The sequence below is a fragment of the Megasphaera lornae genome (assembly GCF_000214495.1).
Taxonomy (GTDB): domain Bacteria; phylum Bacillota; class Negativicutes; order Veillonellales; family Megasphaeraceae; genus Megasphaera; species Megasphaera lornae.
This window is the reverse complement of sequence record NZ_AFIJ01000020.1, coordinates 56,743-80,676: the sequence shown is the minus strand read 5'-3', so window position 1 is coordinate 80,676 and position 23,934 is coordinate 56,743. Positions and strand designations below refer to the sequence as shown.

General features: G+C 46.9%; 22 protein-coding genes, 1 tRNA gene and 1 riboswitch. Of the genes, 14 read left to right on the top strand and 9 right to left on the bottom strand.

Translation table 11 applies throughout. The features are described 5' to 3' along the window. The 10 genes from mutS to HMPREF1039_RS03240 all read left to right on the top strand — a co-directional run. Positions 1-2,265, top strand: a 2,265-nt coding sequence (gene mutS / locus HMPREF1039_RS03285) for a DNA mismatch repair protein MutS (RefSeq protein ID WP_007390919.1), incomplete at its 5' end; no start/stop codon positions are given. Beyond that, positions 2,262-4,160: a DNA mismatch repair endonuclease MutL gene (mutL, locus tag HMPREF1039_RS03280; RefSeq protein WP_007390936.1), complete on the top strand. Its 1,899-nt coding sequence runs from the start codon at positions 2,262-2,264 to the stop codon at positions 4,158-4,160. The genes mutS and mutL, both read left to right, overlap by 4 nt. Further along, on the top strand, positions 4,157-4,942 hold the full coding sequence (locus HMPREF1039_RS03275; RefSeq protein WP_007390975.1) for a class I SAM-dependent methyltransferase: 786 nt from the start codon (positions 4,157-4,159) through the stop codon (positions 4,940-4,942). The genes mutL and HMPREF1039_RS03275 overlap by 4 nt, the downstream gene beginning before the upstream one ends. After that, complete coding sequence (gene miaA / locus HMPREF1039_RS03270; RefSeq protein ID WP_007390915.1) at positions 4,935-5,879, top strand: tRNA (adenosine(37)-N6)-dimethylallyltransferase MiaA; 945 nt, start codon at positions 4,935-4,937, stop codon at positions 5,877-5,879. The genes HMPREF1039_RS03275 and miaA overlap by 8 nt, the downstream gene beginning before the upstream one ends. A 10-nt stretch (positions 5,880-5,889) precedes the next feature. Beyond that, positions 5,890-7,140, top strand: a complete 1,251-nt coding sequence (locus HMPREF1039_RS03265; RefSeq protein WP_176603340.1) for a methionine gamma-lyase family protein — start codon at positions 5,890-5,892, stop codon at positions 7,138-7,140. Continuing rightward, positions 7,133-7,681, top strand: coding sequence for a ribonuclease M5 (rnmV, locus tag HMPREF1039_RS03260; RefSeq protein ID WP_007390960.1), 549 nt, complete (start codon positions 7,133-7,135; stop codon positions 7,679-7,681). The genes HMPREF1039_RS03265 and rnmV overlap by 8 nt, the downstream gene beginning before the upstream one ends. After that, the gene (gene rsmA, locus HMPREF1039_RS03255) at positions 7,678-8,562 is read left to right on the top strand and encodes a 16S rRNA (adenine(1518)-N(6)/adenine(1519)-N(6))-dimethyltransferase RsmA (RefSeq protein ID WP_007390924.1); all 885 of its coding nucleotides are present in this window, start codon (positions 7,678-7,680) and stop codon (positions 8,560-8,562) included. The genes rnmV and rsmA overlap by 4 nt, the downstream gene beginning before the upstream one ends. A 233-nt stretch (positions 8,563-8,795) precedes the next feature. Then, positions 8,796-9,617: a transketolase gene (locus tag HMPREF1039_RS03250; RefSeq protein WP_007390912.1), complete on the top strand. Its 822-nt coding sequence runs from the start codon at positions 8,796-8,798 to the stop codon at positions 9,615-9,617. Continuing rightward, a complete protein-coding gene (locus tag HMPREF1039_RS03245) occupies positions 9,617-10,555 on the top strand; it encodes a transketolase family protein (RefSeq protein ID WP_007390948.1) in 939 nt (312 codons plus the stop codon). The genes HMPREF1039_RS03250 and HMPREF1039_RS03245 overlap by 1 nt, the downstream gene beginning before the upstream one ends. A 225-nt stretch (positions 10,556-10,780) precedes the next feature. Continuing rightward, positions 10,781-11,329: a DUF805 domain-containing protein gene (locus HMPREF1039_RS03240; protein ID WP_007390921.1), complete on the top strand. Its 549-nt coding sequence runs from the start codon at positions 10,781-10,783 to the stop codon at positions 11,327-11,329. A gap of 169 nt (positions 11,330-11,498) precedes the next feature. On the opposite strand, the gene HMPREF1039_RS03235 is transcribed toward HMPREF1039_RS03240, so the two are convergent. Together HMPREF1039_RS03235 and HMPREF1039_RS03230 are read right to left on the bottom strand one after the other, a co-directional pair. Continuing rightward, entirely contained in the window at positions 11,499-12,488 is a 990-nt protein-coding gene (locus HMPREF1039_RS03235; RefSeq protein ID WP_007390974.1) for a site-specific integrase, read from the bottom strand. 57 nt (positions 12,489-12,545) lie between these two features. Further along, positions 12,546-13,469, bottom strand: coding sequence for a LysR family transcriptional regulator (locus HMPREF1039_RS03230; RefSeq protein ID WP_007390937.1), 924 nt, complete (start codon positions 13,467-13,469; stop codon positions 12,546-12,548). Between the two features lie 169 nt (positions 13,470-13,638). Here HMPREF1039_RS03230 and HMPREF1039_RS03225 point away from each other — a divergent pair, with 169 nt between their 5' ends. Both HMPREF1039_RS03225 and HMPREF1039_RS03220 read left to right on the top strand, forming a co-directional pair. Beyond that, positions 13,639-14,625 carry a YeiH family protein gene (locus HMPREF1039_RS03225; protein ID WP_007390946.1) on the top strand — a complete coding sequence of 329 codons (987 nt, stop codon included), beginning with the start codon at positions 13,639-13,641 and terminating at the stop codon, positions 14,623-14,625. A gap of 157 nt (positions 14,626-14,782) precedes the next feature. Continuing rightward, entirely contained in the window at positions 14,783-15,649 is an 867-nt protein-coding gene (locus tag HMPREF1039_RS03220; RefSeq protein WP_007390983.1) for a hypothetical protein, read from the top strand. A 91-nt stretch (positions 15,650-15,740) separates the two neighbouring features. Here the strand turns inward: HMPREF1039_RS03220 and HMPREF1039_RS03215 are convergent, their stop codons facing one another. Together HMPREF1039_RS03215 and HMPREF1039_RS03210 are read right to left on the bottom strand one after the other, a co-directional pair. Next, positions 15,741-16,991 carry an NAD(P)-dependent malic enzyme gene (locus HMPREF1039_RS03215; protein WP_007390971.1) on the bottom strand — a complete coding sequence of 417 codons (1,251 nt, stop codon included), beginning with the start codon at positions 16,989-16,991 and terminating at the stop codon, positions 15,741-15,743. Positions 16,992-17,123: 132 nt separating this feature from the next. Beyond that, positions 17,124-18,005 carry a DMT family transporter gene (locus tag HMPREF1039_RS03210; protein ID WP_007390942.1) on the bottom strand — a complete coding sequence of 294 codons (882 nt, stop codon included), beginning with the start codon at positions 18,003-18,005 and terminating at the stop codon, positions 17,124-17,126. Between the two features lie 195 nt (positions 18,006-18,200). Between HMPREF1039_RS03210 and HMPREF1039_RS03205 the strand changes: the two genes are divergently transcribed. Further along, positions 18,201-19,652 (top strand): nicotinate phosphoribosyltransferase, encoded by a 1,452-nt coding sequence (locus HMPREF1039_RS03205; protein ID WP_007390927.1) that lies wholly within the window; start codon positions 18,201-18,203, stop codon positions 19,650-19,652. A 291-nt stretch (positions 19,653-19,943) separates the two neighbouring features. Continuing rightward, positions 19,944-20,567, top strand: coding sequence for an ECF transporter S component (locus HMPREF1039_RS03200; RefSeq protein WP_007390986.1), 624 nt, complete (start codon positions 19,944-19,946; stop codon positions 20,565-20,567). Between the two features lie 146 nt (positions 20,568-20,713). Here HMPREF1039_RS03200 and HMPREF1039_RS03195 read toward each other — a convergent pair. The 5 genes from HMPREF1039_RS03195 to HMPREF1039_RS03175 all read right to left on the bottom strand — a co-directional run bounded on the left by HMPREF1039_RS03195 (position 20,714) and on the right by HMPREF1039_RS03175 (position 23,887). After that, positions 20,714-20,802, bottom strand: a tRNA-Ser gene (locus tag HMPREF1039_RS03195). Positions 20,803-20,916: 114 nt separating this feature from the next. After that, positions 20,917-21,570 carry a methionine ABC transporter permease gene (locus tag HMPREF1039_RS03190; RefSeq protein ID WP_007390903.1) on the bottom strand — a complete coding sequence of 218 codons (654 nt, stop codon included), beginning with the start codon at positions 21,568-21,570 and terminating at the stop codon, positions 20,917-20,919. Beyond that, a complete protein-coding gene (locus HMPREF1039_RS03185) occupies positions 21,551-22,594 on the bottom strand; it encodes a methionine ABC transporter ATP-binding protein (RefSeq protein WP_007390939.1) in 1,044 nt (347 codons plus the stop codon). Before HMPREF1039_RS03185 ends, HMPREF1039_RS03190 begins: the two co-directional genes overlap by 20 nt. 74 nt (positions 22,595-22,668) lie before the next feature. Further along, a riboswitch (SAM riboswitch) is annotated at positions 22,669-22,766 on the bottom strand. Between the two features lie 72 nt (positions 22,767-22,838). Beyond that, positions 22,839-23,507, bottom strand: coding sequence for a YigZ family protein (locus HMPREF1039_RS03180; RefSeq protein WP_007390925.1), 669 nt, complete (start codon positions 23,505-23,507; stop codon positions 22,839-22,841). Between the two features lie 26 nt (positions 23,508-23,533). Next, positions 23,534-23,887, bottom strand: a complete 354-nt coding sequence (locus tag HMPREF1039_RS03175) for a helix-turn-helix transcriptional regulator (protein ID WP_007390947.1) — start codon at positions 23,885-23,887, stop codon at positions 23,534-23,536. Positions 23,888-23,934: the final 47 nt, after the last annotated feature.

The following is a 23,934-nucleotide window of genomic DNA, read 5'->3' as shown; positions in this document are numbered from 1 at the left end:
CCCGGCACGATTACGATGGAACATGCGGTGGCTGCCAAACAGAATAATTACTTGGCGTGTATGACGGCAAGTGCGGCGTCCGTTTCGTTCGTGTTGGCCGATGTGACCACGGGAGAATGTTGGTGGCAGGTTTGCGACACGGACGGCTGGGAAAGTATAGTCGGGGATATGGTAAGTGTATATGCGCCGCGAGAATTATTGCTCGGCTCTTTGACGGCGGCGCAAAAAGACGGGATTCGGAAAATTTTACAGCAACGGGAGGGGAATTGCGTCCTTACGGAGCCGGATATTCGGACGGATGTGGACTATGAAGCGGTAGGAACCCAATATTTTACGGTGGAGATGATGGCTGCGGCAAAGGCGGCGTCCTATTGTTTGGGCTTGTTGTTGTCGTACGTGACGGAGGTTATGAAATGTGATATTTCGTATTTTCACACGTTGGAACCGTTACAACAAGAGCAACGGTTAGTGTTGGATGCGGCCTGCCTGCATCATTTGGAAATTACCCGTAATGTGCGGGACGGCGGCCGCAAGGGAACGCTCTTAGCCGTGCTGGATCATACCTGCACGGCGATGGGAGGGCGGTTGTTGCGTAAGTGGCTGGAAACGCCTCTTCTGTCCGGTACGCAGATTATGCGCCGGCAAGAAGGCGTGGCGGAATTAGTTCAGCATAGCGTACTGCGCAAGGATGTTACCGATATTTTAGAAAAAATTTATGACTTTGAACGTATTTTGACACGTATTGAAACGGGTACGGTGAGTCCTAAAGATTATGTTGCTTTACGGGAATCGTTGGGAGTTCTGCCGACGTTAAAACAAGCTTTGCAGCAGGTGACCAGCCCTATTTTACGGGACCTTATCGCAGCGGTTCATACGCATGACGAGGTCTATGATTTATTATGTCGCAGCATCAAAGAGGTACCGGGGCAGGTCATTCGGAATGGCGGGGTTATACGGGAAGGATTTTCTTCCGAGTTGGATGAAATTCGCCGTATCGGTGCCAACAGTAAGGAATTTTTGCAAGAATTGGAAGCGAAAGAACGGGAACGTACCGGCATTAAAATGAAAATAGGGTATACGAAAGTATTCGGTTATTATTTTGAAATTTCTCATGCCAATACGAAACCCGTGCCGGAGTATTATATTCGTAAACAGACCTTGGTTAACGCGGAACGATATATTACGCCGGCCTTAAAAGAGTTTGAAGTTAAGGTACTGACGGCACAAGAACGGATGTTGGCGTTGGAATATGCGTTGTATGGCGAAGTGCGGCAACGTATTCAAACGCATATTCATGATATGCAAGAAACGGCACGGGCTTTAGCGCAATTGGATTGCCTGCACAGTTTGGCGGTGGCGGCACAAGAAAACCGATATATACGCCCGCAATTAAACGGAGAAAGACAAATTCGCATTGTCGACGGCCGGCATCCGATTATGGAACACTATGTAAAAAATGCTCTTTTTGTGCCGAATGATGTGGTGTTAAATCATGATACGCATGAAATATTGATAATTACCGGCCCCAATATGGCGGGGAAATCAACGTATATGCGTCAAGTTGCGGTTTTAGTGTTGATGACGCAAATCGGTTCGTTTATTCCGGCGCGGGAAGCTTCCATTTGTCCGGTAGATCGTATTTTTACCCGTATTGGGGCTACGGATGATATTTTGACGGGGCAAAGTACCTTTATGATGGAAATGGAGGAAGTTTCGCATATTTTACAATATGCCACACAAAACAGTTTGTTGATTTTAGATGAAATCGGGAGAGGTACCAGTACGTTTGACGGGATGTCTATTGCTCGTGCCGTTATTGAATATTGTTTAAAAAAAGTACATGCTTTGACGTTATTTGCTACGCATTATCATGAACTTACAGATATGAGTACGATGTCGAAAAAAATAAAAAATTATACGGTTGCCGTTAAAGAACGGGGCCGGGATATTACGTTTTTACGTCGCATTATTCCGGGCGGTGCCGATCGCAGTTACGGGCTGCATGTGGCGCGTCTGGCAGGGCTGCCGGAAGGATTGCTGAAGCGGGCGGAAGTGATTTTACAGGAGCTGGAAACGGCGGAACATCGGCCTTGTCAGGTAAGTCCCTCGGAAAAGCGGGATACTGTCGGGGCGGAAGGGTTATTTGCCAATCCTGTTTTGACCCGCTTGTTGGAAGTGGATATTAACGGTTTAACGCCCATTGAAGCGATTTCCTTTTTGTATGCCTTACAAAAAGAAGCGAAAGAGGGGAGCGGAGTCGGATGAGTACGGTCATTGCTGTTTTAGATGAAGCGACACGTAATAAAATTGCCGCCGGTGAAGTGGTGGAACGTCCCGCTTCGTGCATTAAAGAGTTGGTGGAAAATTCCATTGATGCCGGAGCAACGATGATTGAAGTGGAAATTGCCGATGGCGGGCAGTCCTATATGCGGGTGACGGATGACGGTTGCGGTATGGGACCGGAAGATGCGCGGATTTGTATCGTGCGGCATGCAACGAGTAAAATTCGTACGGTGGAAGATATTTTTTCTATTACGTCGTTAGGGTTTCGCGGGGAAGCGGTGCCGAGTATTGCCGCTGTCTCTCATTTTCAAATTACGACGCGGCGTAAAGAAGATGAATTTGCCTCGCATTTAGTGTTACAAGCCGGTGAAATTATTACCCAAGAACAAGTGGGGGCTCCTGCGGGGACCACGATGGAAGTGAGTGATTTATTTTTTAATACGCCGGCACGGCGGAAATTTTTAAAAAGTACGCGTACGGAAACGGCAAAAATCAGTGAAATGTTGACCAAATTATCTCTGGCTCATCCGGCGATCGGATTTACTTTTATCAATAACGGCCGTACGACTTTGCAGACGGGCGGTTCCGGTTCCTTACAAGAGACCGTTGCCGATATTTATGGCGCGGAAGTGGCTAAAGAAGTGTTCCCTTTAGGCGCTTCGGAAACTGAAGAAATCGGCGTGTCGGGGTTTGTCGGCAGACCGTCGATTTTAAAAAGTTCGCGTATGTGGCAAACGTGTGTGGTCAATCATCGGATTGTATATAATCCCATGTTATTTAAAGCGATAGATAATGCGTATCATGCGATGTTGCCTAAAGCAGGCTATCCCTTTGCGTTGTTACATATTCAACTGGATCCGGCGGCCTTGGATGTCAATGTGCATCCGGCAAAAACGGAAATCAAGTTTGCCGATGAAAAAGCGGTGTATCGCGCCGTGTATCATGCGATTGTCGGCGCCCTGGTCGCGCAGGAAGAACCGGAGCGGATTGCCCGTCCGATTGCGGCCGATTCGCGACAACTGCAACATAGGGAAGAAGCGGCGGCGGATTTTGTGCGTACGCAGGAACCGGAGCGGGTGTGGGAGCCGACCGCTCTGACTTTACCGGAAATTCCCGAAGAACGGCGTTCGGCCGGATATGCGGCGCATCGGGGTTCCGCTTTGCAGGCATCGGCGCCGGTGGCGTCAGTGCGGGAAAGGCGTGAAAATCCGTATACTGCGGCGCCGGGGACCGAACGGGATTTTTCGGTTGCTTTACACGCCGGGGAGGCGACGACCCGACCGGATGCGCAGATTCATTTTGAAGAAGAAACGGATTTTGTTCCTTTGGGGGCAGTGGCGGATTGCTATATTATTGCTAAAAAAGGACGGGATTTATATATTATTGATCAACATGCGGCACATGAACGGGTACGCTATGATCGGTTTTGCCGACAAATGGAAAATGTACCGAGTCAGCAATTATTAACGCCGGAATTTGTGGAAGCGGATGAAACGGATATGGTTCTTCTTACCGAACAGCGGGAGTTGTTTCGTAAGTTGGGATATACGTATTCGGAAGCGGGACCGACGACGATACGGATAGAGGAAGTACCGGCGGATTTGCCCGGCGGAGAAATTAAAGAATCGTTACAAACTATATGTCGGGGATTGCGGGAAAATAAACATTGGGATAAGGCGACGATTCGTCATCGCGCGTTGGCATATATGGCTTGTCGGGGTGCGATTAAGGCGGGGGATAAAATTACGATACGGGAAATGCAAAAATTATTGGAAGACTTGTTCCGAACAGAAAAACCGTTTGTTTGCCCTCATGGACGTCCGGTGATTATTCGGTTTACGGCCGCCGAGTTGGCGAAATTGTTTAAACGCACATGAGCCCGATTGTAACCACCTCCGTAAATGCCGGAGAAACAATTGTAAAAGCGGCTCAAAAGTGGGCGATCCGGACGAATCATACGTTTATTTTGCGGAACAAACGCAGTTTGTCGGCGTTGGCGACCGACTACGGGTACCCTTTATTGGTATATACGGCACAGGGACCGGAACTGATTACGCCTACAGGGAGACATTTTTTTAGTTTGCAAATGGCACAGTTGCGAATTCAGCGGTTGCGAAGACAGGAACCGGATTATTTATTGACGGCAGTAGGATTGAAACAAGCGGGACGGGTACTGGATTGCACCTGCGGATTGGGAGCGGATGCGGCGATTCTTTCTTTCGGTCTGCCGGCGGGATCGGAGGTGCAGGCGTGGGAAAAATCTCCTGAATTGGCGGCAATAACGGCGTGGGGGTTTCAACATTATGTACATCAACAAGCGGATGTAACGGCGGCGTTACGACGTATTTCTTTAAAAGTTGCTGATTATACGGAGGCATTGGAACGCATACGGGAGCCGTTTGATGTTATTTATTTTGACCCCATGTTTACCGGTCCGATTATGACGAGCAGTAATTTTCAACCGTTACGGTCTCTTTTGCCTCGTACCACACTGTCCCCGTCAATTATTCAGCAAGCTTTAAAAAAATGTGCTCGTGTAGTAATCAAAGAAAGGGCCTTTCATACAGCCCGGGAAAACGCTTTTTCGGGTACAAAAATAGGGGGAAAATATAGCCGCATTCAGTATGTCATCCTAAAGGGAGAGTGGAAGCATGGATAAGGTAATCGCTATTGTGGGACCGACCGCCGTGGGAAAAACGGCACTCAGCTTGGCGTTGGCAAAAAAGTTGCAGGCCCCGCTTATATCCGGGGATGCGTATCAAATTTATAGGCATATGAATATCGGTACGGCCAAACCGTCCGCAGCGGAGTTGGCCGGGCATCGTCATTATTTGATTGATATTGCCGAACCGGGAGAACCCTATTCGGCGGCTTTGTTTTGCGCACAGGCAAAGGAACTTATTCGGCGTATTAATGCCGGGGGAAAAATTCCCGTGTTGGTCGGCGGCACCGGTCTGTATGTGCAATCTTTGCTGGAAGGGTATGATTTTTCCGCGCCGTCCGTTACTACGGCGCAGCGAGCACAAGCTCGGCAACGTATTGCCTCGTTAGGAGAAACGGCATTGCGCAAATATATTATCCGTGAAACGGCATGGGAACCGGCGGATTGGCATGAATTGCTGGCTAATACCAATCGGTTGGTGCGCTTGGTAGCCGCTATCGAACATGGTGAGGGTAAAAAATTTGTACGTGCCGGTAAGGCGAACGGATTGGTGTATGATGCGTATGTTATCGGTCTTTCCTTACCCCGGTTTATCTTATATCAACGGATTGAACAGCGGATTGACCGCATGATAGCGGCAGGTTGGCAACAGGAAGCGGCATATCTTTTGCGGTGCGGATACGGTACGGAAAATCAGGCGATGAAGGCGATTGGATATGAAGAGTTGGCGGCGTGTATACAAGGTACTTTATCGTTGCCGCAGGCGATAGCCAATATTAAGACCCGTACGCGTCGTTTTGCCAAACGACAATGGACCTGGTATCGTCGCATGCCGTACATTCACTGGTTCGATAAAACCGCATTCGCTTCGGAAACGTCGCTGGTACAAACGGTGTGGCGGGAAGTAACCGCATTTTTTTGCAGAAAGGAATAATGAAGTGCCTATAGATTTTGAAACATTACGACAACAAGCGATGGAAGCTTGTGCGGAACAATTTGAATATATTGACCGGGTGGCTCTGAAAAATACGGAAAAGGTATTGCAAGCGTATAAGGAATGTCGCGTTTCGGCGTTTCAATTTGCCGGGACATCCGGGTATGGGTATAGTGATTTGGGCCGGGAAAAATTGGATGAAGTATATGCCCGTGTGTTTCGTGCCGAAAAAGCGTTGGTACGGCCTCATTTTGTTTCCGGCACCCATACCTTGGCAACCGTGTTGTGCGCATTATTGGCAAAGGGCGAGCGGCTGGTATCGTTGGCGGGCGCTCCGTATGATACGATGCAGGGGGTTATCGGGTATGCCCGGCATACGCCGCGGTCGCTCAAAGAAAAAGGCGTGTTGTATGAAGAAGTACCGTTACGAGATAATCGGTACGATTTGGAAGCTATCGCCCGAGCCATGACGGAATATAAGCCGAAAGTGGCTTTAATTCAGCGTTCTCGGGGATATAGTGCGCGTAAGTCGCTGACGCCGGCGGATATACGGAAGATTGTGGAAGTTGTAAAAACGTGCAGTCCGCAGACGATTTGTTTTGTGGATAATTGTTACGGCGAGTTTACTGCACGGGAAGAACCGTTGGAAGCGGGAGCGGATATTATAGCGGGGTCTTTGATTAAAAATGCCGGTGGCGGCTTGGCTCCGACAGGGGGATATATTGCCGGTAAAAAAGAATGGGTAGAAGCGGCGGCGGATTACTTGACGGCTCCCGGATTGGGCGATGAGTTGGGGTCGTATGCAGCCGGATATCGCCTTTTTTTTCAGGGCTTTTTTATGGCACCGCATGTGACGGCACAGGCCATCAAAGGAGCCGTGTTTGCAGCGACGGTTTTTGAGCGGTTGGGATTTACTGTTTCGCCGTCTCCGCAAGAGCGGCGTGCGGATTTAATTCAAACCGTATATTTGCAAAATGAAGAAAATATGTGTTTGTTTTGTCGGGGTATACAGTCTTCTTCTCCGGTAGATGCTCATGTAGCCCCGATTCCGGATGCGATGCCGGGATATGCGGATAAAATCATTATGGCGGCAGGGGACTTTGTGCAGGGGTCCTCGATTGAATTATCGGCGGACGGTCCCATACGGGAGCCCTATGTGATTTATTTACAAGGGGGCATTGTGTTTGAACACAATGTATTGGCCGTATTGCAGGCGGCACAATATATTTTGGCGGCAAGGGAGGCCGGCGGACATGCTTAAAGAAGTATTGGTGGTGGAAGGACGAGCGGATGCGGCAAGGATTCGAGCTTCTCATATTGAAGCGGATATGATTACGACAGACGGTTTTTCTTTGCGTCCGGATACGTTGCAAAAAATTCAATGTGCGTATGAAAAGCGGGGAATTATTATTTTGACGGATCCCGACAGTGCCGGTGAAAGAATTCGGCAGTACTTGGCACAGCGCTTTCCGAAGGCGAAACATGCCTTTATTCCTCGGCAAGAAGCGATAGCCAATCATGATTTGGGCGTCGAGCAGGCGTCGGCGGCTTCGATTGTACGGGCATTGGAAAAAACCAGAGGTACGGAAATGGCGGTGTCGGAAACCTTTACGATGCAAGATATATGGGACGCGGGATGTAACGGCACGGCAACGGCGGCAACGCGCCGTGAGGCCTTGGGTGCGTTGTTGGGAATCGGTTATGGAAATGCGAAACAATTTTTACAACGTTTAAATCATTATGGCGTCACCCGTCAAGAATGGCAGGCGGCTTTGGCGCAATTGGGAGAGAACAACGGATGAAAGAAGTGGATTTAGCCAACCCTGAAGTCGTGCGCTATATAGTAAGACGCTTCGGGTTGCATATGAATAAAAAATTGGGGCAGAATTTTCTCATTCGTCATGAGGCGGTAGCCGCTATTGCGGAAGCGGCCGCGTTAACTCCCGGAGAGCAAGTGTTGGAAATCGGTCCGGGCATAGGTACGTTGACCCAAGCGCTGGCAGAAACCGGCGCTGCTGTGCGCGCCGTAGAGGTGGATGCCGGGTTGTTGCCGATTTTAGCTAAAACCTTGGCTCATTATGATAATGTGCAGGTCATACATGGGGATATTATGCGGGTGTCCATTCCGGATATTATGGAACACAAGCCGTTTACGGTGTGTGCGAATTTGCCGTATTATATTACGACGCCGATTATCATGCAGTTGTTGGAACAACGATTGCCGATACGCCGATTGGTATTTATGGTGCAAAAAGAAGTGGCGCAACGTATGGTGGCCGCCCCGGGAAGTAAGGTGTACGGAGCGCTTTCCGTTGCGGTTCAATATTATACGCAAGCGGAGCTGTTATTTGAAATTCCGCCACAGGCGTTTATGCCGGCACCGGAAGTGACCTCGGCAGTGGTAGCCTTACAAGTACGTACGGAACCGCCTGTAAAGGTGCAAGAAGAAGCTCGTTTTTTTAAAGTGGTAAAAGCGGCATTTGCACAACGACGAAAAGTATTCCGTAATGCGTTACAGGGAGCGGGGATTTCCAAAGAAACGGTAACGCGTATGTTGCGGGAGGCGCAGATCGACGGTGAAAGACGCGGAGAAACTTTGGATTTACAAGAATTTGCAGCGGTTGCCGAGGCGTGGACGAAAACGTTGCAAGAGGGTGCAGCCTTTTCGGAAAAAGAGAAGTGACCGACCTGTTATATTTATTATGCGATACACGCATAATAAATTGACTTGCTTAGATAATCAGTGTACAATACAAAGAGCGGAGGAGAGCCTGGGGGTTCTGTCCGTATATATACACGTAAAAAGAAAACATACGTGTTGACATACGATTTTTTGTAAACGCATTGGTCGGAATATGCAAGCACCGATGCGTTTTTCCGTATTTTTCAGCAATCGCTGACAGGAGGCACGTTGGCATGAGCAAACAACTACAAGAGCTGTGCCGGCAAGTACGTAAGGATACGGTACAGTCTATATATTTGGCCGGATCCGGGCATCCCGGGAGTTCATTGTCGGCCGTAGAAATTATGGTGACGCTGTATTTTACCGATGTATTTCGATGTAATCCGGCACAGCCGCAAGATCCGTTGCGGGATCGTTTTATTTTATCTAAAGGACATGCGGCGCCTGCATATTACAGTGTGTTGGCACATAAAGGATTTTTTCCTCGGGAAAGCTTACATACGTTGCGAAAATTGGGAAGCGCTTTACAGGGACATCCGAATATGGAAAAATTGCCCTGTTTGGATATGGCCGTAGGCTCCTTGGGGCAAGGTTTGTCTATTGCCAACGGGATGGCCTGGGCATTAAAACGACAGCAGTCGACATCGCATGTATTTTGTCTTATCGGTGACGGCGAACAACAGGAAGGCCAGATTTGGGAAGCCGCCATGTTTGCGGCACAACATAAGTTGGATAATGTCTGTCTGATTGTCGATGTTAATGGGTTGCAGCTGGTTGATGCCGTGGCCGGAATTAAAAATATGAACGCGGCGGCGACGCAGTGGCAAAGTTTCGGCTGGCACGCAACGTGCGTCGACGGACACAGCATACCGGCATTGTATGAGGCCTTTCGACAGGCCGAAGAACGGCGGGGAAAGCCGTCCGTCATTTTGGCAAACACGGTAAAAGGAAAAGGCGTTTCTTATATGGAAAATCAAGCGGAGTGGCACGGTACGGCACCGAATGAAAGGCAATACAAGAGTGCGATGAGGGAATTGACCCGGGAGGAACGGTAATGGAAAAAGTACCCATGCGTGACGGTTATGGTCGGGCATTATTGGAATTATGTAAACAACATGAAGAAGTTATCGTACTGGATGCGGATGTAGCCACTTCCACTCGTACAGACTGGGTGCGGCGGCAATATGCCGACCGCTATGTGAATGTCGGTATTTCGGAACAGGATTTAGTAGGAACGGCTGCCGGAATGGCGGCGGCCGGTCTGTCGCCGTTTGTTTCTACATACGGTGTTTTTTTAACGGGGCGAGCTTGGGAACAAATTCGGAATACGGTCTGTTATAATCGCCTTAATGTCAAATTGGGCGGGGCTCATGCCGGCATTTCTGTCGGTCCCGACGGAGGGACCCATCAGGCACTGGAGGATGTGGCGTTAATGCGCACCATTCCGAATATGACCATCGTAGTCCCTTGTGATTATTGGGAAACCTATAAAGCAACACTGGCTTTATATGCGGTGAAAGGTCCGTCATACTTACGTTTCGGGCGGAACCCGGTAGCCGTTATTACCAATGAACATACGCCGTTTACCTTAGGAAAAGTCGCTTGTCTGCGAGAAGGGACGGATGTCACCTTATTTGCTAACGGCATCATGGTGGCCACCTGTTTGCAAGTGGCGGCGCAACTGGCCGCACAAGGAATAGAAGCGGCAGTCGTCAATGTGCATACGGTCAAACCTTTGGATGAAGAAGGCATTTGCCGGTATGCGGCACAAACCGGCGCTGTTGTCGTATGTGAAGAACATCAGCAAATTGGCGGTTTAGGCAGTGCGGTTTGTGAAACCTTGAGTCGGTGCTGTTGTACCCCTGTAGAGACAGTGGGGATTCAAGACTGTTTCGGCTCTTCCGGGAATCCCGAAGAATTAGTACAGGCCTATCATTTGGGAGAAGCGGATGTGTACCGTGCCGTACAAAAAGTGTTGTTGCGAAAGCAATGAGCGTAGCAGATGTATCCTGCAGCCGAAGGGGGGCAGGGCGAAGACGTCGTCGGATTATATGTGACGACGTCTTTTCGTGTCTTTATAAAGATACAGGTGAGAAATACTATTAGTATCTGTTCATTTGTCAAAGGGAATGCTATACTATAAAAGAGGAGAGTTAAGGTATAGGGGACCCGTGGTTATCGGGAGAAAACGGTTTTGGGGAGAATTGTGAGGGTATATATGGAAAAAGAAGTAAAAAAAACGCATCATACCAATCCTTTTGAAATCGGCTTTGCCGGTGCAGAAGATGCGTATCATCAAAATCCGCCATGCAAGGGGTTTAATCCGCGCACGTATTATGAGCCGTGGCGGGATGATTCCTTAACTGAACGGTTTTTTTCACCGCGTGGGCGGTTGGGACGCCTGTCTTTTTTTATTCGATCGCTGGTCGGCTGGATAGTGTTGCTGATTTGGGGATCGATTATGACGAATCGCTTATTGGATTCCTTTACAAACGGCATGACCGGGATGATTTTTCATACGGTACGAACGTTTTCGACAGTATCCTATTGTGAAATTACCTTGTTATTTGCGATTTTTATCGGCTTCTGTGCTATGCAGGGCATGTTTGTCATTCGGCGGCTGCATGATCGCGATAAGAGCGGTCGGTATTGTATTTTATTATATTTGCCGTATATCGGTATTTTATTTTGGCTTTATTTGCTATTTGCGAAAGGAACGAAAGGGGATAATCAGTACGGCCCCGATCCGTTAACTCATTTGCAGTAAGCGAATCGGTAGATGTATATCCTGCTTGGGAAAGGCGGGAAAGTAACAAAGACAGTTTGTCCATTGCCTATCGGCACTCGGGCGGCGATTTTTAAACGCCGCTTTCGGGGGTCGCTCTATGGCGGGAAAACTGTCTTTTTATTTATAATCATTTTATTTATAGGAGAGGTTATTTTTGTTCTGTAATTTTAAAAATGGGGTTATCAATGAGACGATCGGCTTCATCAATATAGCGACGAACAACGGTTTGAGATTTGTGTCGTGTTTGGCGCATAATTTGCCGTTCTTCTACATGGTGTTGGGCGGCGGAGGTGGCAAAGCCGTGCCGCAGGCTATGGGCTCCGTAGTCCCGAGGATCCATCCCCATGCGTGCGACATACTGCTTAACGAGCAAGGCGACGGTTTTGTCGGATATACGGTTGGTGCGCAGGGAATGGGTTTTCGTGAAGCCGCGGAATAAAGGACCGCCGGTGATACCGCTTTCCTGCAGCCATTCTTTTAGGGCGCGGACGGCACAGATTTGCGGATCCGCTACATAAGGAATGGCAATCATTTGGCCGCGATCAAAAGGGTCGGTTTTGGATTTTCGTAAGGTTAAGAGCATTCCCAAGCGGGTGAAACGTATGTCCCCTACATCGAGGTTGGCAATTTCCGAACGTCGCATGGCGCCGTAAAAGCCGACAAGAAGAATGGCTTTGTCGCGGGCGCGTTGTAAGGTATTTCCTTCAAGGTAGGTAAGCATTTCTTTAATATCATCAAAGAGGATGGGAAGTTTTCCCTGTTGCGCCGTGCCTTTCATGCGTTTTATGCCGCGGACGGCGTTTTTTACAAGGGGCATGCGACAAGGATTTTCCGGTAAGCCGGCGGCATCAAAATTTTCCGTTAAGGCGCTGATACGGCGAGCTACCGTATTGGCCTTGGCATGGTCGGCTAAATCATTTATATAATTTACAATGGTTTCGGCAGCGGCAGGAAAAAAAGGTACATCGTGATACTCACACCAGTCGCAAAAATCATTCCAATCCGAGCGATAGGCGGTAATGGTGTGTTCGGCACGAGCCGTATACAAACTTTGGCGGGCTTTGGCCGTCAATTTTTCGTTGTCGGCAATGGCGACGGTTTTACCCAAATAAAAATGTTTGTTTCTGTCTTGCGTCATAATGGCGATCTCCTTCATTTTATTCTGACAGTACCATAGCATGAGGAAGAAGCACGGTCAAGAGCGGGCGGTGAAAAAAGTACCGGGAAACCAGCGGGTGTAATCGCGGCAGATGGTCAAGGCATCTTGTAAGGCGGGAAAGAGAAATTTATCTTTATGGTAGGCAATTTTGAAGTGCCGATGGAAGAGATCATTTTCAATATATAAAATTCCCAATTCTCCGTTTTCCCATTCTTTTCGGACCAAATGTCGGGATAATACGGTCCCTCCTAAACCGGCTAATACGGCTTTTTTTAAGGATTCCGTATTATTGTAAACGCCGCAAATTTGAAAGGGAATATGGTGTTCTTCCATTATGTGGGTAAAGAGATTGCGCGTACCGCTGCCTTCTTCTCGTAAAAACATCGGAAAATTTCGCAGATCCGATAATTGAATGCGCCCTTTTTTTACCAGCGGATGTTGCGGGGGAACGGCGATGATTAATTCATCTTCCATAAAAGGAAGGGTGATAATGTATTCGGAACGGATGGCGCCTTCTAAGAGCGCAAAGTCCAGCTTATCACACAGCAACATGGATTCCAATTCGGTCGTGTTGTGGATTTCGGAAAATATAGGCGCTTGTTTTCGATAGGTATGTAAAAAATGTAAGTATTCAATTAAACAAAATTCACCGATGCTTACACTGGCGCCGATGCGTAGGGGAATAGTGGTTTGAAAAGAGGTCATGGTAGCTTCAATCTGTTTGGTTAAGGAAACGATTTGATAGGCGTATTGCAGTAGGCGCTTGCCGGCAGAGGTAATGTGCAAACTGCGGCCTAATCGTTCAAACAGACGAGTGCCGTACAGCCCTTCAATTTCTTGAATCACTTGACTGACGGACGGCTGGGTCATGTGTAAGCGCCGTGCGGCATGCGTCATATTATTTTCTTCGCAAACGCAGATAAAAATAGTAAAATGGCGCAAGGTAATATTTTTTTTCAATAGAATAACCTCCTACCTATTAAAAATATAAAATAATATAATTTTACATATACTTTCTTATATGATACACTCATTCTATGGTCGAAAACAAGAGGGATTTTCAGAATAATGTGAAGTTACTTTTTCTCCTTGTATACGGCTAAATGATGAATAGAGGAGTGTTGTAAGGATGTCCGTATCTAAAATAAAAGGTATGTTGTTTACCTTGGTGTTTGCTGTTCCGGCATATTTGCTGGGATGGAAGTTTCCGATTGTCGGCGGTCCTGTTTTCGGTATTTTATTAGGTATGATTTTTGCCGCCGTGCATCGTCCGGAAGTGTTGGAAGAAGGGATTTCGTATACCGGTAAAAAAGTATTGCAATATTCGATTGTGCTGCTCGGCTTTGAAATGAATTTGATGCATGTATTGCATACCGGTGCGCATTCTTTTTCCGTCATGGTATTTACGTTAGCTACCGCGTTTATTGTGGCCTTCATTTTTGGTAAACTATTAAAATTGCAATTTAATACGACGACTTTGATCGGCGTCGGTACGGCGATTTGCGGCGGTTCCGCTATTGCAGCGGTGGCGCCTATTATTAAAGCGACGGAACGGGATGTGGCGTATTCGATTTCCACTATTTTTTTATTTAACATTATTGCTGTGTTCTTATTTCCTTTTTTGGGGCACCTTATGCACATGACGGATGCCTGCTTCGGGATGTGGGCCGGAACGGCGATTAATGATACCTCTTCCGTGGTGGCTGCCGGCTATTCGTATAGTGCTGTTGCCGGAGGATTGGCGACGATTACGAAATTAACACGGGCGTTGATGATTGTTCCGGTGTGCATTATTATTGCTTTTATTGTGGCTAAACGACAAAATACGGACAATGCTTTTTCCTTACGGGCCGTATTTCCGAATTTTATTTTATATTTTGTGATTGCGTCCATTATCAGTACTGTCGGATATCATGTAATTCCTCACAGTGTATTGCATTTTCTGGGAGAAGCCGGCAAATTCTTTATTGTCATGGCCATGACGGCGATCGGTTTGCGTACGCACTTGTTGGGATTGATTCGGAACGGGTTGCGTCCTATTATTTTAGGATTACTTTGTTGGTTCGGAGTGGCTTCTGTCAGCTTGATTGTTCAACATTGCATCGGCTTATTATAAGGTCGGTATAAGAGTGTTTGCTGTTCGGTATATTTTTTATTGCGTTGTAGTAAAGAAATACGGAAGAGTGAACACTCTTTTTGATTCTTTTTATCAGGTAGTGAAAAAAAGTAAAATTAGGTGTATTATATAGACCATAGAAAAGGGGGGGATTTTTTTGAAGCAGGACAGTTTACAAACATTGCAGGAAGAAATTCGGGTACTAAAAGCGTTGCGCGCAGAAAAGCGGGAAATAATACAAATTATTTATGATTTTTTGCAGGCACGGATAGGCCGGGAATATTCGGCCGGCGATTTTCATGCCGTTGAAATGGAGTTACGAAAAATTGTACAAACACGGACCCGGGGACAATGGGAAATTACGGGAAATTTATCCAAAAACGGCTTAACGATTGAGCGTACTACGGAACCGAAGGTTCATATTGAATTATTGTCCGTACAAAAAGCAATTGAAATTACACCGGATGAATATCATTTTGTCATTAAACGGGGAAGAGGCGGCAGTTGTAAAATAAACGGGGAAGAATTGGAATTTTTTATCGGGACGGCGCTGCTGAGCGATGCGAATGAATTGGCGGGGGATGACTTATTTTCTTCCGACCGTAAATTAATGGACATTGTGGCAACTCAGGCGCAATATATGGACCGATATAACCGGTTGTATGAACAATACGGCAATGTGTATACGACGTTGGCGGGATACGATGTGATTCGTAAATTAAGTTTGGGAGATCCTGTCCATTCACATGAAATCGGTTCGCTTAATGGGGATATGGAGCGAGAAATTCCTTCTTCGTACGGATGTACGCCGGAAGAATATACGTATCGCATGTTTACGGCGGAGCAGTTGGGTGATTTTGAAGAGTTGTCGTACAGTCGGGAAGAATTGGATCGTATTATTCAAGAAGAGCGGCAGGCTGTACGTCAATTGGAACAGTATTTTGCGGCTGTTCCGGCGGATGTACGTACGGCGTTATGCCGCTGCGGCGTATTGAAAAAAACAGTGCCGGCGCCCGATGTGTAAGCGGCAGAGGCAGTGAAAAAAGGAAGGTCGGCATATAAAGAGACCCCATGCACGGGTTTTCCCTGCATGGGGTCTTTATATGCCGTATTTTTTATTGTTGTTGATCGAGGCGTTGATGGAGGGTTTGCAGATCGCACGCGACTTCTTGGCGAATATCTTCCGGATCCCGTTGTTTTCGCGCCAATCCCGATTTCATCGCTTCCCGGGCTACGGCTGCGGCTACCGCCGGCGCTACGCGAGGATCAAAGGAATCGGGAATGACATAGGTATCTCTTAATTCTTCGGCAGATACCAAATCGGCAATGGCATGCGCCGCCGCCAGTTTCATTTCTTCATTGATTGCGGAGGCCCGTACGGCTAAAGCGCCGCGAAAGATCCCCGGAAAGACCATGACGTTATTAATTTGATTGGGAGCATCCGAACGGCCCGTACCGACTACGGCCGCCCCGGCTTCTTTGGCATCCGTGTAGGATATTTCCGGTATCGGATTGGCTAAAGAAAAGACAATGGCGTTGTCATTCATCATGCGGAGCAAGGCCGGTGTAAATAAGCCCGGACCGGAAGCGCCTAAGAGGATATCGGCATTTTTTACGGCAGTTTCCAGGGTGCCTTGCCGGTTTTCCGGATTGGTGCGGGCGGCCAATTCGGCTTGTATCGGGTTCATTCCTTTCAGGTCTTTGTGTAAAATACCCATTTTATCGACGACCAGTACATGTTCGGCACCTTCTCGCAATAATAAGCGACTGATGGAGGCTCCGGCCGCTCCGGCGCCGTTCATGACAATATGTGCGGTACGAATATCGCGTCCTGTTAAGCGGCAGGCTCCCAGTACGCCGGCCAGGGCGACAATGGCCGTACCGTGTTGATCATCGTGAAAGACGGGAATATCCATTTCCGCTTTTAAACGGGATTCAATTTCATAGCATTTGGGGGAAGAAATATCTTCCAAATTAATGCCGGCGAAGGAAGGCGCCAACAGTTTTACAGTGTTTATAAATATTTCGGGGTCTTTAGTATCAATACATAAGGGAATCGCATTGACGCCGCCGAATAGTTTGAATAACAGCGCCTTGCCTTCCATTACGGGCATTGCCGCTGTGGCGCCTATATCGCCGAGACCCAGTACGCGGGTGCCGTCGGAAATAACGGCAATGGTGTTGCCGCGACCGGTTAAATCAAAAGAGGCGTCGGGATTTTTGGCAATTTCTCGACAAGGTTCGGCAACGCCCGGCGTATATAATATACTTAAGTCGTCACGCGTTTTTACGGTTACTCGCGGGAGTACTTCGAGGATGCCGTTTTTTTCCGTGCGAACTTTCATAGCTTGTTCATAAAATGTCATAGGATTTCACCTCATTATGCAATGTCATGTATGTGCAGTAAAAGAGAAGGGTACTGCTACATACATACAGTATCATATACCAATCGGATAGGTTCGTCTATAGGCGTGCGGGAGAATAGTGGCAGGTATTTTTTACCGGGGACGGTATACTGTACGGCCTCCCGTTTGGGCGGCAAAAATACCGATAGTCATGAACAGACAACCCAGCCATTCTACGCAGGTCATCCATTCTCCTAAAAATAATACACCGCCGAGCGCACCGAAGATCATTTCCAAACTGCAAAGCAGTGAAGCTTCCGTAGGGGGCACTTTTTTTTGCCCTAATATTTGCAGCGTAAAACCGACGCCGCCTGCCAATATTCCGGAATAGGCCAAGGCCGGAGCTGCGGCGGTTAAGGAAGACAACGAAAGCGTTTCGCCATGGATCCATAGGGCAAGGGCATTAATAAGGCAACAACCGAGGAATTGTCCGGCGGCCAAATGAATCCCGGAAAAATGAGGCACGAAACGGCTGACGGTAAGAATATGGCAAGACCAGAAAAGAACGCCGGCAAGTTGCATCATATCGCCTTTATTGAGCGGTTCGGAGGTGCCGCCGTGAAACGCCAATAAATAGAGTCCCCATAATGCAACGGCACATCCGATGACATGCGACAGTCGCAAAGGGTGTTTAAAAAATAACCCCAGCAGCGGTACCGTCACAATATATAAGGAGGTAATAAAGCCTGCTTTGCCGGCAGTGGTGTAGGCTAAGCCGATTTGTTGCAAACCCGAGCCGGCAAATAAAAGAACGCTTAAAAGAGAACAGGCTTTTATTAATGAAAGTCCTTTCGGGACAGCAGGGGAGGAGGTTTGTTTTTGGGACAGTAAAAGCGGTACTAAACAAAGCGCGCCGATACCGTAACGGCAACAATTGAAGGTAAACGGTCCGATACATTCCGCCCCCAGGCGTTGTGCGACAAAGCCGCCGCCCCAGACAATGGCCGTAATGAGAAGCATGAATCTGTATTTCATAAATATATTCCTTTCTTTTATATAATAGTAGTATTATAGCATGAACAAAAGAATCACGATAGAAAAAACAAGGCGGCTACTATGTGTCATGACTTTTGTTAAGACATAGCGGCGCGTATATGTTAGAACGGCATTATTCAAGCGATGTGATTTACGTTATAATAAGACATGATATTATATGGGGAGGCGCATATCTTGTATACAAAAGCATTAGTGACGGATTTATATCAGTTGACAATGATGCAAGGATTGTTCTTTGAAGGAAAACATGAGCAAAGGTGTGTATTTGATCGATTTTATAGGAAAAATCCTTTTCAAAACGGATATACGGTTATAGCCGGTCTTAATCATGTCATTGATTATGTGAAACGATTGCGGTTCGGTGCGGATGATTTGCAATATTTGCGGCATACCGGCTTTTTTAAAGAAGAATTTTTACGCTATTTGCAGGGCTTTTCTTTTACCGGGGATATATATGCCATGCCGGAAGGCACGGTGGCATTTCCGCAGGAAGTACTGCTGCGCGTGCATGCTAAAAAAAGTGAGGCTATTTTATTGGAAACCTGTCTTTCTATGATTTTAAATCATGAGAGCCTTATTGCCACTAAAGCCCGGAGAATCCGCACGGTTGCAGGAAATGATACGTTAATGGAATTCGGCTTGCGGCGTGCGCAGGGCAAATCCGCCGGCGTTCATGGCGCGCGAGCCGCCATGATCGGCGGGTTCAACGGTACGAGTAATGTGTTGGCGGGAGCCATGTTTCATATGCCCGTTTTGGGAACGATGGCACATAGTTGGATTATGAGCTTTGCTTCCGAATTGGAAGCCTTTCGCGCCTATGTACGACAATATCCGAATAATTTAATTTTGTTGGTGGATACGTATAATACGTTAAAACAGGGCGTGCCGAATGCGATAAAAATATTCACGGAGTTACGGCAAAAGAACTGTTTGCCGGCCGTATACGGGATTCGTTTGGATAGCGGCGATTTGGCATACTTATCTAAAGAAGCGCGAAAACAGTTGCAAGCGGCCGGATTTTCGGATGCGATTATTGCGGCTTCCAATGATTTGGATGAAAATTTAATTGCCGAATTAAAAGCACAGGGCAGTGAAATCAATTCGTGGGGCGTAGGTACCCATTTAATTACGGCTAAAGACAGTCCCTCGTTGGGCGGTGTTTTTAAATTAGTGGGGCAGTATGAAGACGGGCAATTTGTTCCGAAAATTAAAATGAGTGACAATGTGGAAAAAATTTCCAACCCCGGTATTAAAAATGTGCTGCGTATATATGATAAAGAAACGGGAAAAATGAAGGCGGATGTGATTACTTTGGCCGGGGAAGAGATTGATTCGACAAAAGATTATGAGCTGACGAGCGATAAAGCACCGTGGCGCTTTCGGCTTCTCAAAGGCGGCACATATCATGTGAAATCTTTACTGCAACCTATTTTTAAAGAGGGCCGGGCGGTGTATACGACGCCGCCGCTGCAAGACATCATTTCGTATGCGGAAGAGCAAATACAGTCCTTGTGGCCGGAATACAGACGACTGGTCAATCCGGAAGAAATGTGGGTACAGCGCAGTAAAAAGTTGAGTGCTTTGCGGGAAGAATTATTGGAAAAAGAGTCTATGAAATTTTTTTAAAGCAATATAAAAATAAGAGAGAACCATCGTCGGAAAGGTAAGGCGACGGTTCTCTCTTATTTTTATGTCGGCGCGTAAGAAAAAGAGGTGAAAAATATGTTCTTTTTTTCACTATTTTATGTAAAATCTATTGGCAATACCTTTATGGTATGGTATAATTCCCGTAACATAACTCAAAAGCATGTTCATACTGTCGGCCCGTATCACGGAACGGGACCGTATGAACAGGGAGAGTATGTGAAAAAGTACGACTTGTATCTATAAAAGAACGAGAACGGAGGATGGAGAAGGATGAATAAAGAATTGGATGCGTCTGCAGTGGGACAGGGAAGAACACTGTTTACGACGCGGGAGTTGACGATTGTCGGTATGCTGGCGGGTATTACCGTATTATTAGGGGTGACGGGATACGGCTTTATACCCTTGCCCATGATGAAGGCGACTATTTTGCATGTCCCTGTTATTATCGGCGCCTTGTTGGCCGGGCCGCGCGTAGGAGCGGCAGTGGGGTTTCTGTTCGGTTGTTTCAGTATTTTTCAAGCGATTACCTCACCGGTAGTGCTGTCTTTTGCATTTTTAAATCCGCTTATATCTATTTTGCCGCGAGTACTCATTGCCGTCGGGGCGTATTATTTGTATATCGGCTTACGGAAAGTGATTCGAAAAGATACGTTTTGTTTGGCCGTAGCGGCCTTTGCGGGATCCGCCATTAATACGATCGGTGTTATGGGCGGTATTTATATATTGTATGCACGGCATTTTGCTGAAATTCGTCATATTCCGGTTCATCATGTTGCCGATTTAATCTTGGGCATTTGCGCGATGAACGGCATTCCGGAAGCGATTGTTTCCGCATTGATTACCGTGCCGATCGTTACGGTTTTACATCATACTTTGCAAAAAAAACATAGTTGAATGGTATACGTTTACACGCCTGTAGAGAATATATACGGGCGTGTTTTTTTTATAGGATAAGGGCAGGGGGAGAACGTACCCCTGCAGGTGTGCAGAACGAAAGAAAAAGCACGCAATCGGGATTATTCCTCGATTGCGTGCTTTTTTGGCGGAGCGGGTGGGATTCGAACCCACGAGACCTTACGGTCCAACTGATTTCGAGTCAGCCCCGTTATGACCACTTCGATACCGCTCCATAGAATGCTTAATTATTCTAGCATGGAACGATACGTCCGTCAATGCTTAGAAGCAATAATTTTAGTATTTATTGCTTCTTAAAAGAGAGTCTTCAGGATCGCCCGCCGGGTGTTTATTTTTTATTTTTTTTGCGGGAAGCAAAATCGCCGACGGCTTGAATGAGGTTGACACCGATAATCAAAATAATAATGGTGACAAGCATCACATCGCCTTCAAAGCGCTGATAGCCGTAGCGAATGGCAATATCCCCTAAACCGCCACCGCCGATGGCTCCGGCCATGGCGGAAGCACCGATTAAATTAACGATTAAGACGGTAATATTATTGATAATTGTCGGCAATGCTTCCGGCAATAATACTTTGCGAATGATTTGGAAGGGAGAGGCTCCCATCGATTCCGCAGCTTCGACCAGTCCGAAATCGACATCGCGAATAGAGGTTTCCACTAAACGACTTAAAAAGGGAACGGCCACAATCGTTAAGGGAACGCAGGCGGCGGTAGTGCCGATAGAGGTGCCGGCAACGATGCGGGTAAACGGAATGATGGCGACCATTAAAATAATAAACGGAATGGAACGAATAATATTGACAATTGCACTGAGAATTTGATGAACAACGGCATTTTGTAAGATATGCCCCTTGGAAGAGGTTACCAGTGTAATTCCCAAAGGAATGCCGATAATCGCGGCAATGACAGTAGAAACGCAAACCATAATGAGGGTTTCTTGAATACCTTGGAGCATAAGATCAATGATTTCCGGGGACATATCCCAACACCTCGCTTTTTACAGGTAATGTTTTAATATAGGAATAGGCTTCGGCCTGTTTTTGCATATCTCCGAGGATGATAATGACCAAATAGCCGAAACGTTCATTTTGAATATAATCAATGTTTCCATAAAGGACGCTTACATTGATATTGAATTTACGTACTACGGAAGCCACGAGCGGATCGCCGGTCAACGAGCCTTTAAATCGCAGGCGTACAAGCATGGCTCTATCCGGTGCCGGTTGGTTGCTGACGCCCAATTTTTTTAAACCTGCCGGCAATTCCGTATTAATAATAGATTTAACAAATTCTTGCATCGTTTCTGATTGGGGATTGGAAAATACATCTACAACCCGTCCTGATTCTTTGATAACGCCTCCTTCGATGACGGCTACGCGATGACAAATATCCTTAATGACACTCATTTCATGCGTAATGAGCACGATAGTAATGCCCAGTCGTTTGTTAATATCCTGTAAGAGTTCCAAAATAGATTTGGTTGTTTGCGGATCTAAGGCCGAAGTGGCTTCGTCGCAAAGCAGAATTTTAGGATCGCCGGCTAAGGCTCGGGCAATACCGACCCGTTGTTTTTGACCGCCTGAAAGTTGTGCGGGATAATTGTATTTGCGGTCTGTTAATTGTACGAGTTCCAATAAATCGGAAACTTTTTTTTGAATGGCTTCTTTCGAAGCACCGGCCAATTCTAAAGGAAAGGCAATGTTGTCAAAGACGGTACGAGAGGATAAGAGATTGAAATGTTGAAAAATCATGCCGATGTGTTTGCGTTCTTCGCGTAATTGCGCTTCGGATAAAAGCGTCAAATCTTTGTCATCAATAATGACTTTCCCTTCTGTCGGTTTTTCCAACATGTTAATGCAACGTACCAAGGTGGATTTTCCGGCGCCGCTTTTACCGATAATGCCGAAAATTTCACCGTCTTCAATCGTTAGAGAAATACCTTTTAAGGCATTGACTTTGGCTTTACCGCTATATGTTTTGGTAATATTCTCCAGTTGAATCACAGTATCAGCTCCTTTTTTTATAATGAAACAACAAAAAAGACCATCGGCAATGGTGATGGTCTGAATGTACCTGCACATCATCTGCCGGAATACTCCGTTGGAATTGGCACCTTCCCGAATGGGGGTTGCCGCAGTGTCATTGGGCCAGTCCCTCAACTGCTCGCGATGAATCATCGTATAGTGTTGTTTGGCATATTTTAGCATTGAAAAATATATTTGTCAAATGTCAATAATTATTTTTTCTTTATTCCGAAGTTTCCTGCAAAACACCGGACGGCGGCACGATAACGGGAACCGTCCGAATGCCTTGACAATGAACGTGTGCCGTGCCGGCGGTCAATTCGGTTAATTGTTGCCGAAGTCGGGCGGCTTCTTGTACCGGGAGTTGCAAGGTAAAGGTGACCATTTCCGCAAAATTACGATGTACAATAGTGAGCGCATGCGTGTCGGCAAAGCGTTCCAACGAATTAATGTACGGATAGGAGGCGGTGATGGTGATGATTTCCCGTTCATAATATTCGGCGATGGCGGCGGTTGCCAATACTAAGGTAACGGCCCGGCTATACGCCCGAATTAAACCGGCCGTGCCTAATTTAATACCGCCGAAATAACGGGTGACGACTACGCCCGTATCGGTCAGCGCATGGTTTTGCAGGACGGCCAACATCGGATGACCGGCAGTGCCCGACGGCTCTCCGTCATCATTCGCTTTTTGCAGCGGCTGATGAATGCCGAGGCAATAGGCGCTGCAATGATGACGGGCATCGTGATAGCGTTGTCGACAACGCTGCAGTAAGGCTTGTCCTTCTGCCGGTGAGGTGATATGAGCTGCGGTGGCAATAAAACGTGATTTTTTGACCGTATGTTCGGCAATCGCTTGTCCGTGCAGAGAACGATACAGCGGCAACGGCATAATTACCTCCTTTGTGCGGAAGATACTCAGCTTTGCTTTTCATGAATGTGGAGCAGTATTTCAATGGCTTGCTGTTCTTCCGGCGATAAATAATGTAAAGCTTGTAAAATACGACTGTCTTTTTTTGAAACGAAGGTACAGTCCGAATGGTCCGCGGTGGCTTCCTGATCGCGACAGTACACGCCGGGACGTCCGACTAACATGCAAATGGGGATTTGAAAAAAATCCGCCATCTTCAGTAATACGGAGATATCCGGTGCGTATAAGCCCGTTTCCCAAGAATAAACGGCTTGTTTGGACATTCCGAAAACGGCACCGAATTCGGTTTGTGTTAAGCCCTTTTTTTTGCGATAAAACTTTATTTCTTGTCCTAAGGTCATTTATATTCACTTCCTGAAATGTCATAAATTTTGCTAATGCGGTTACA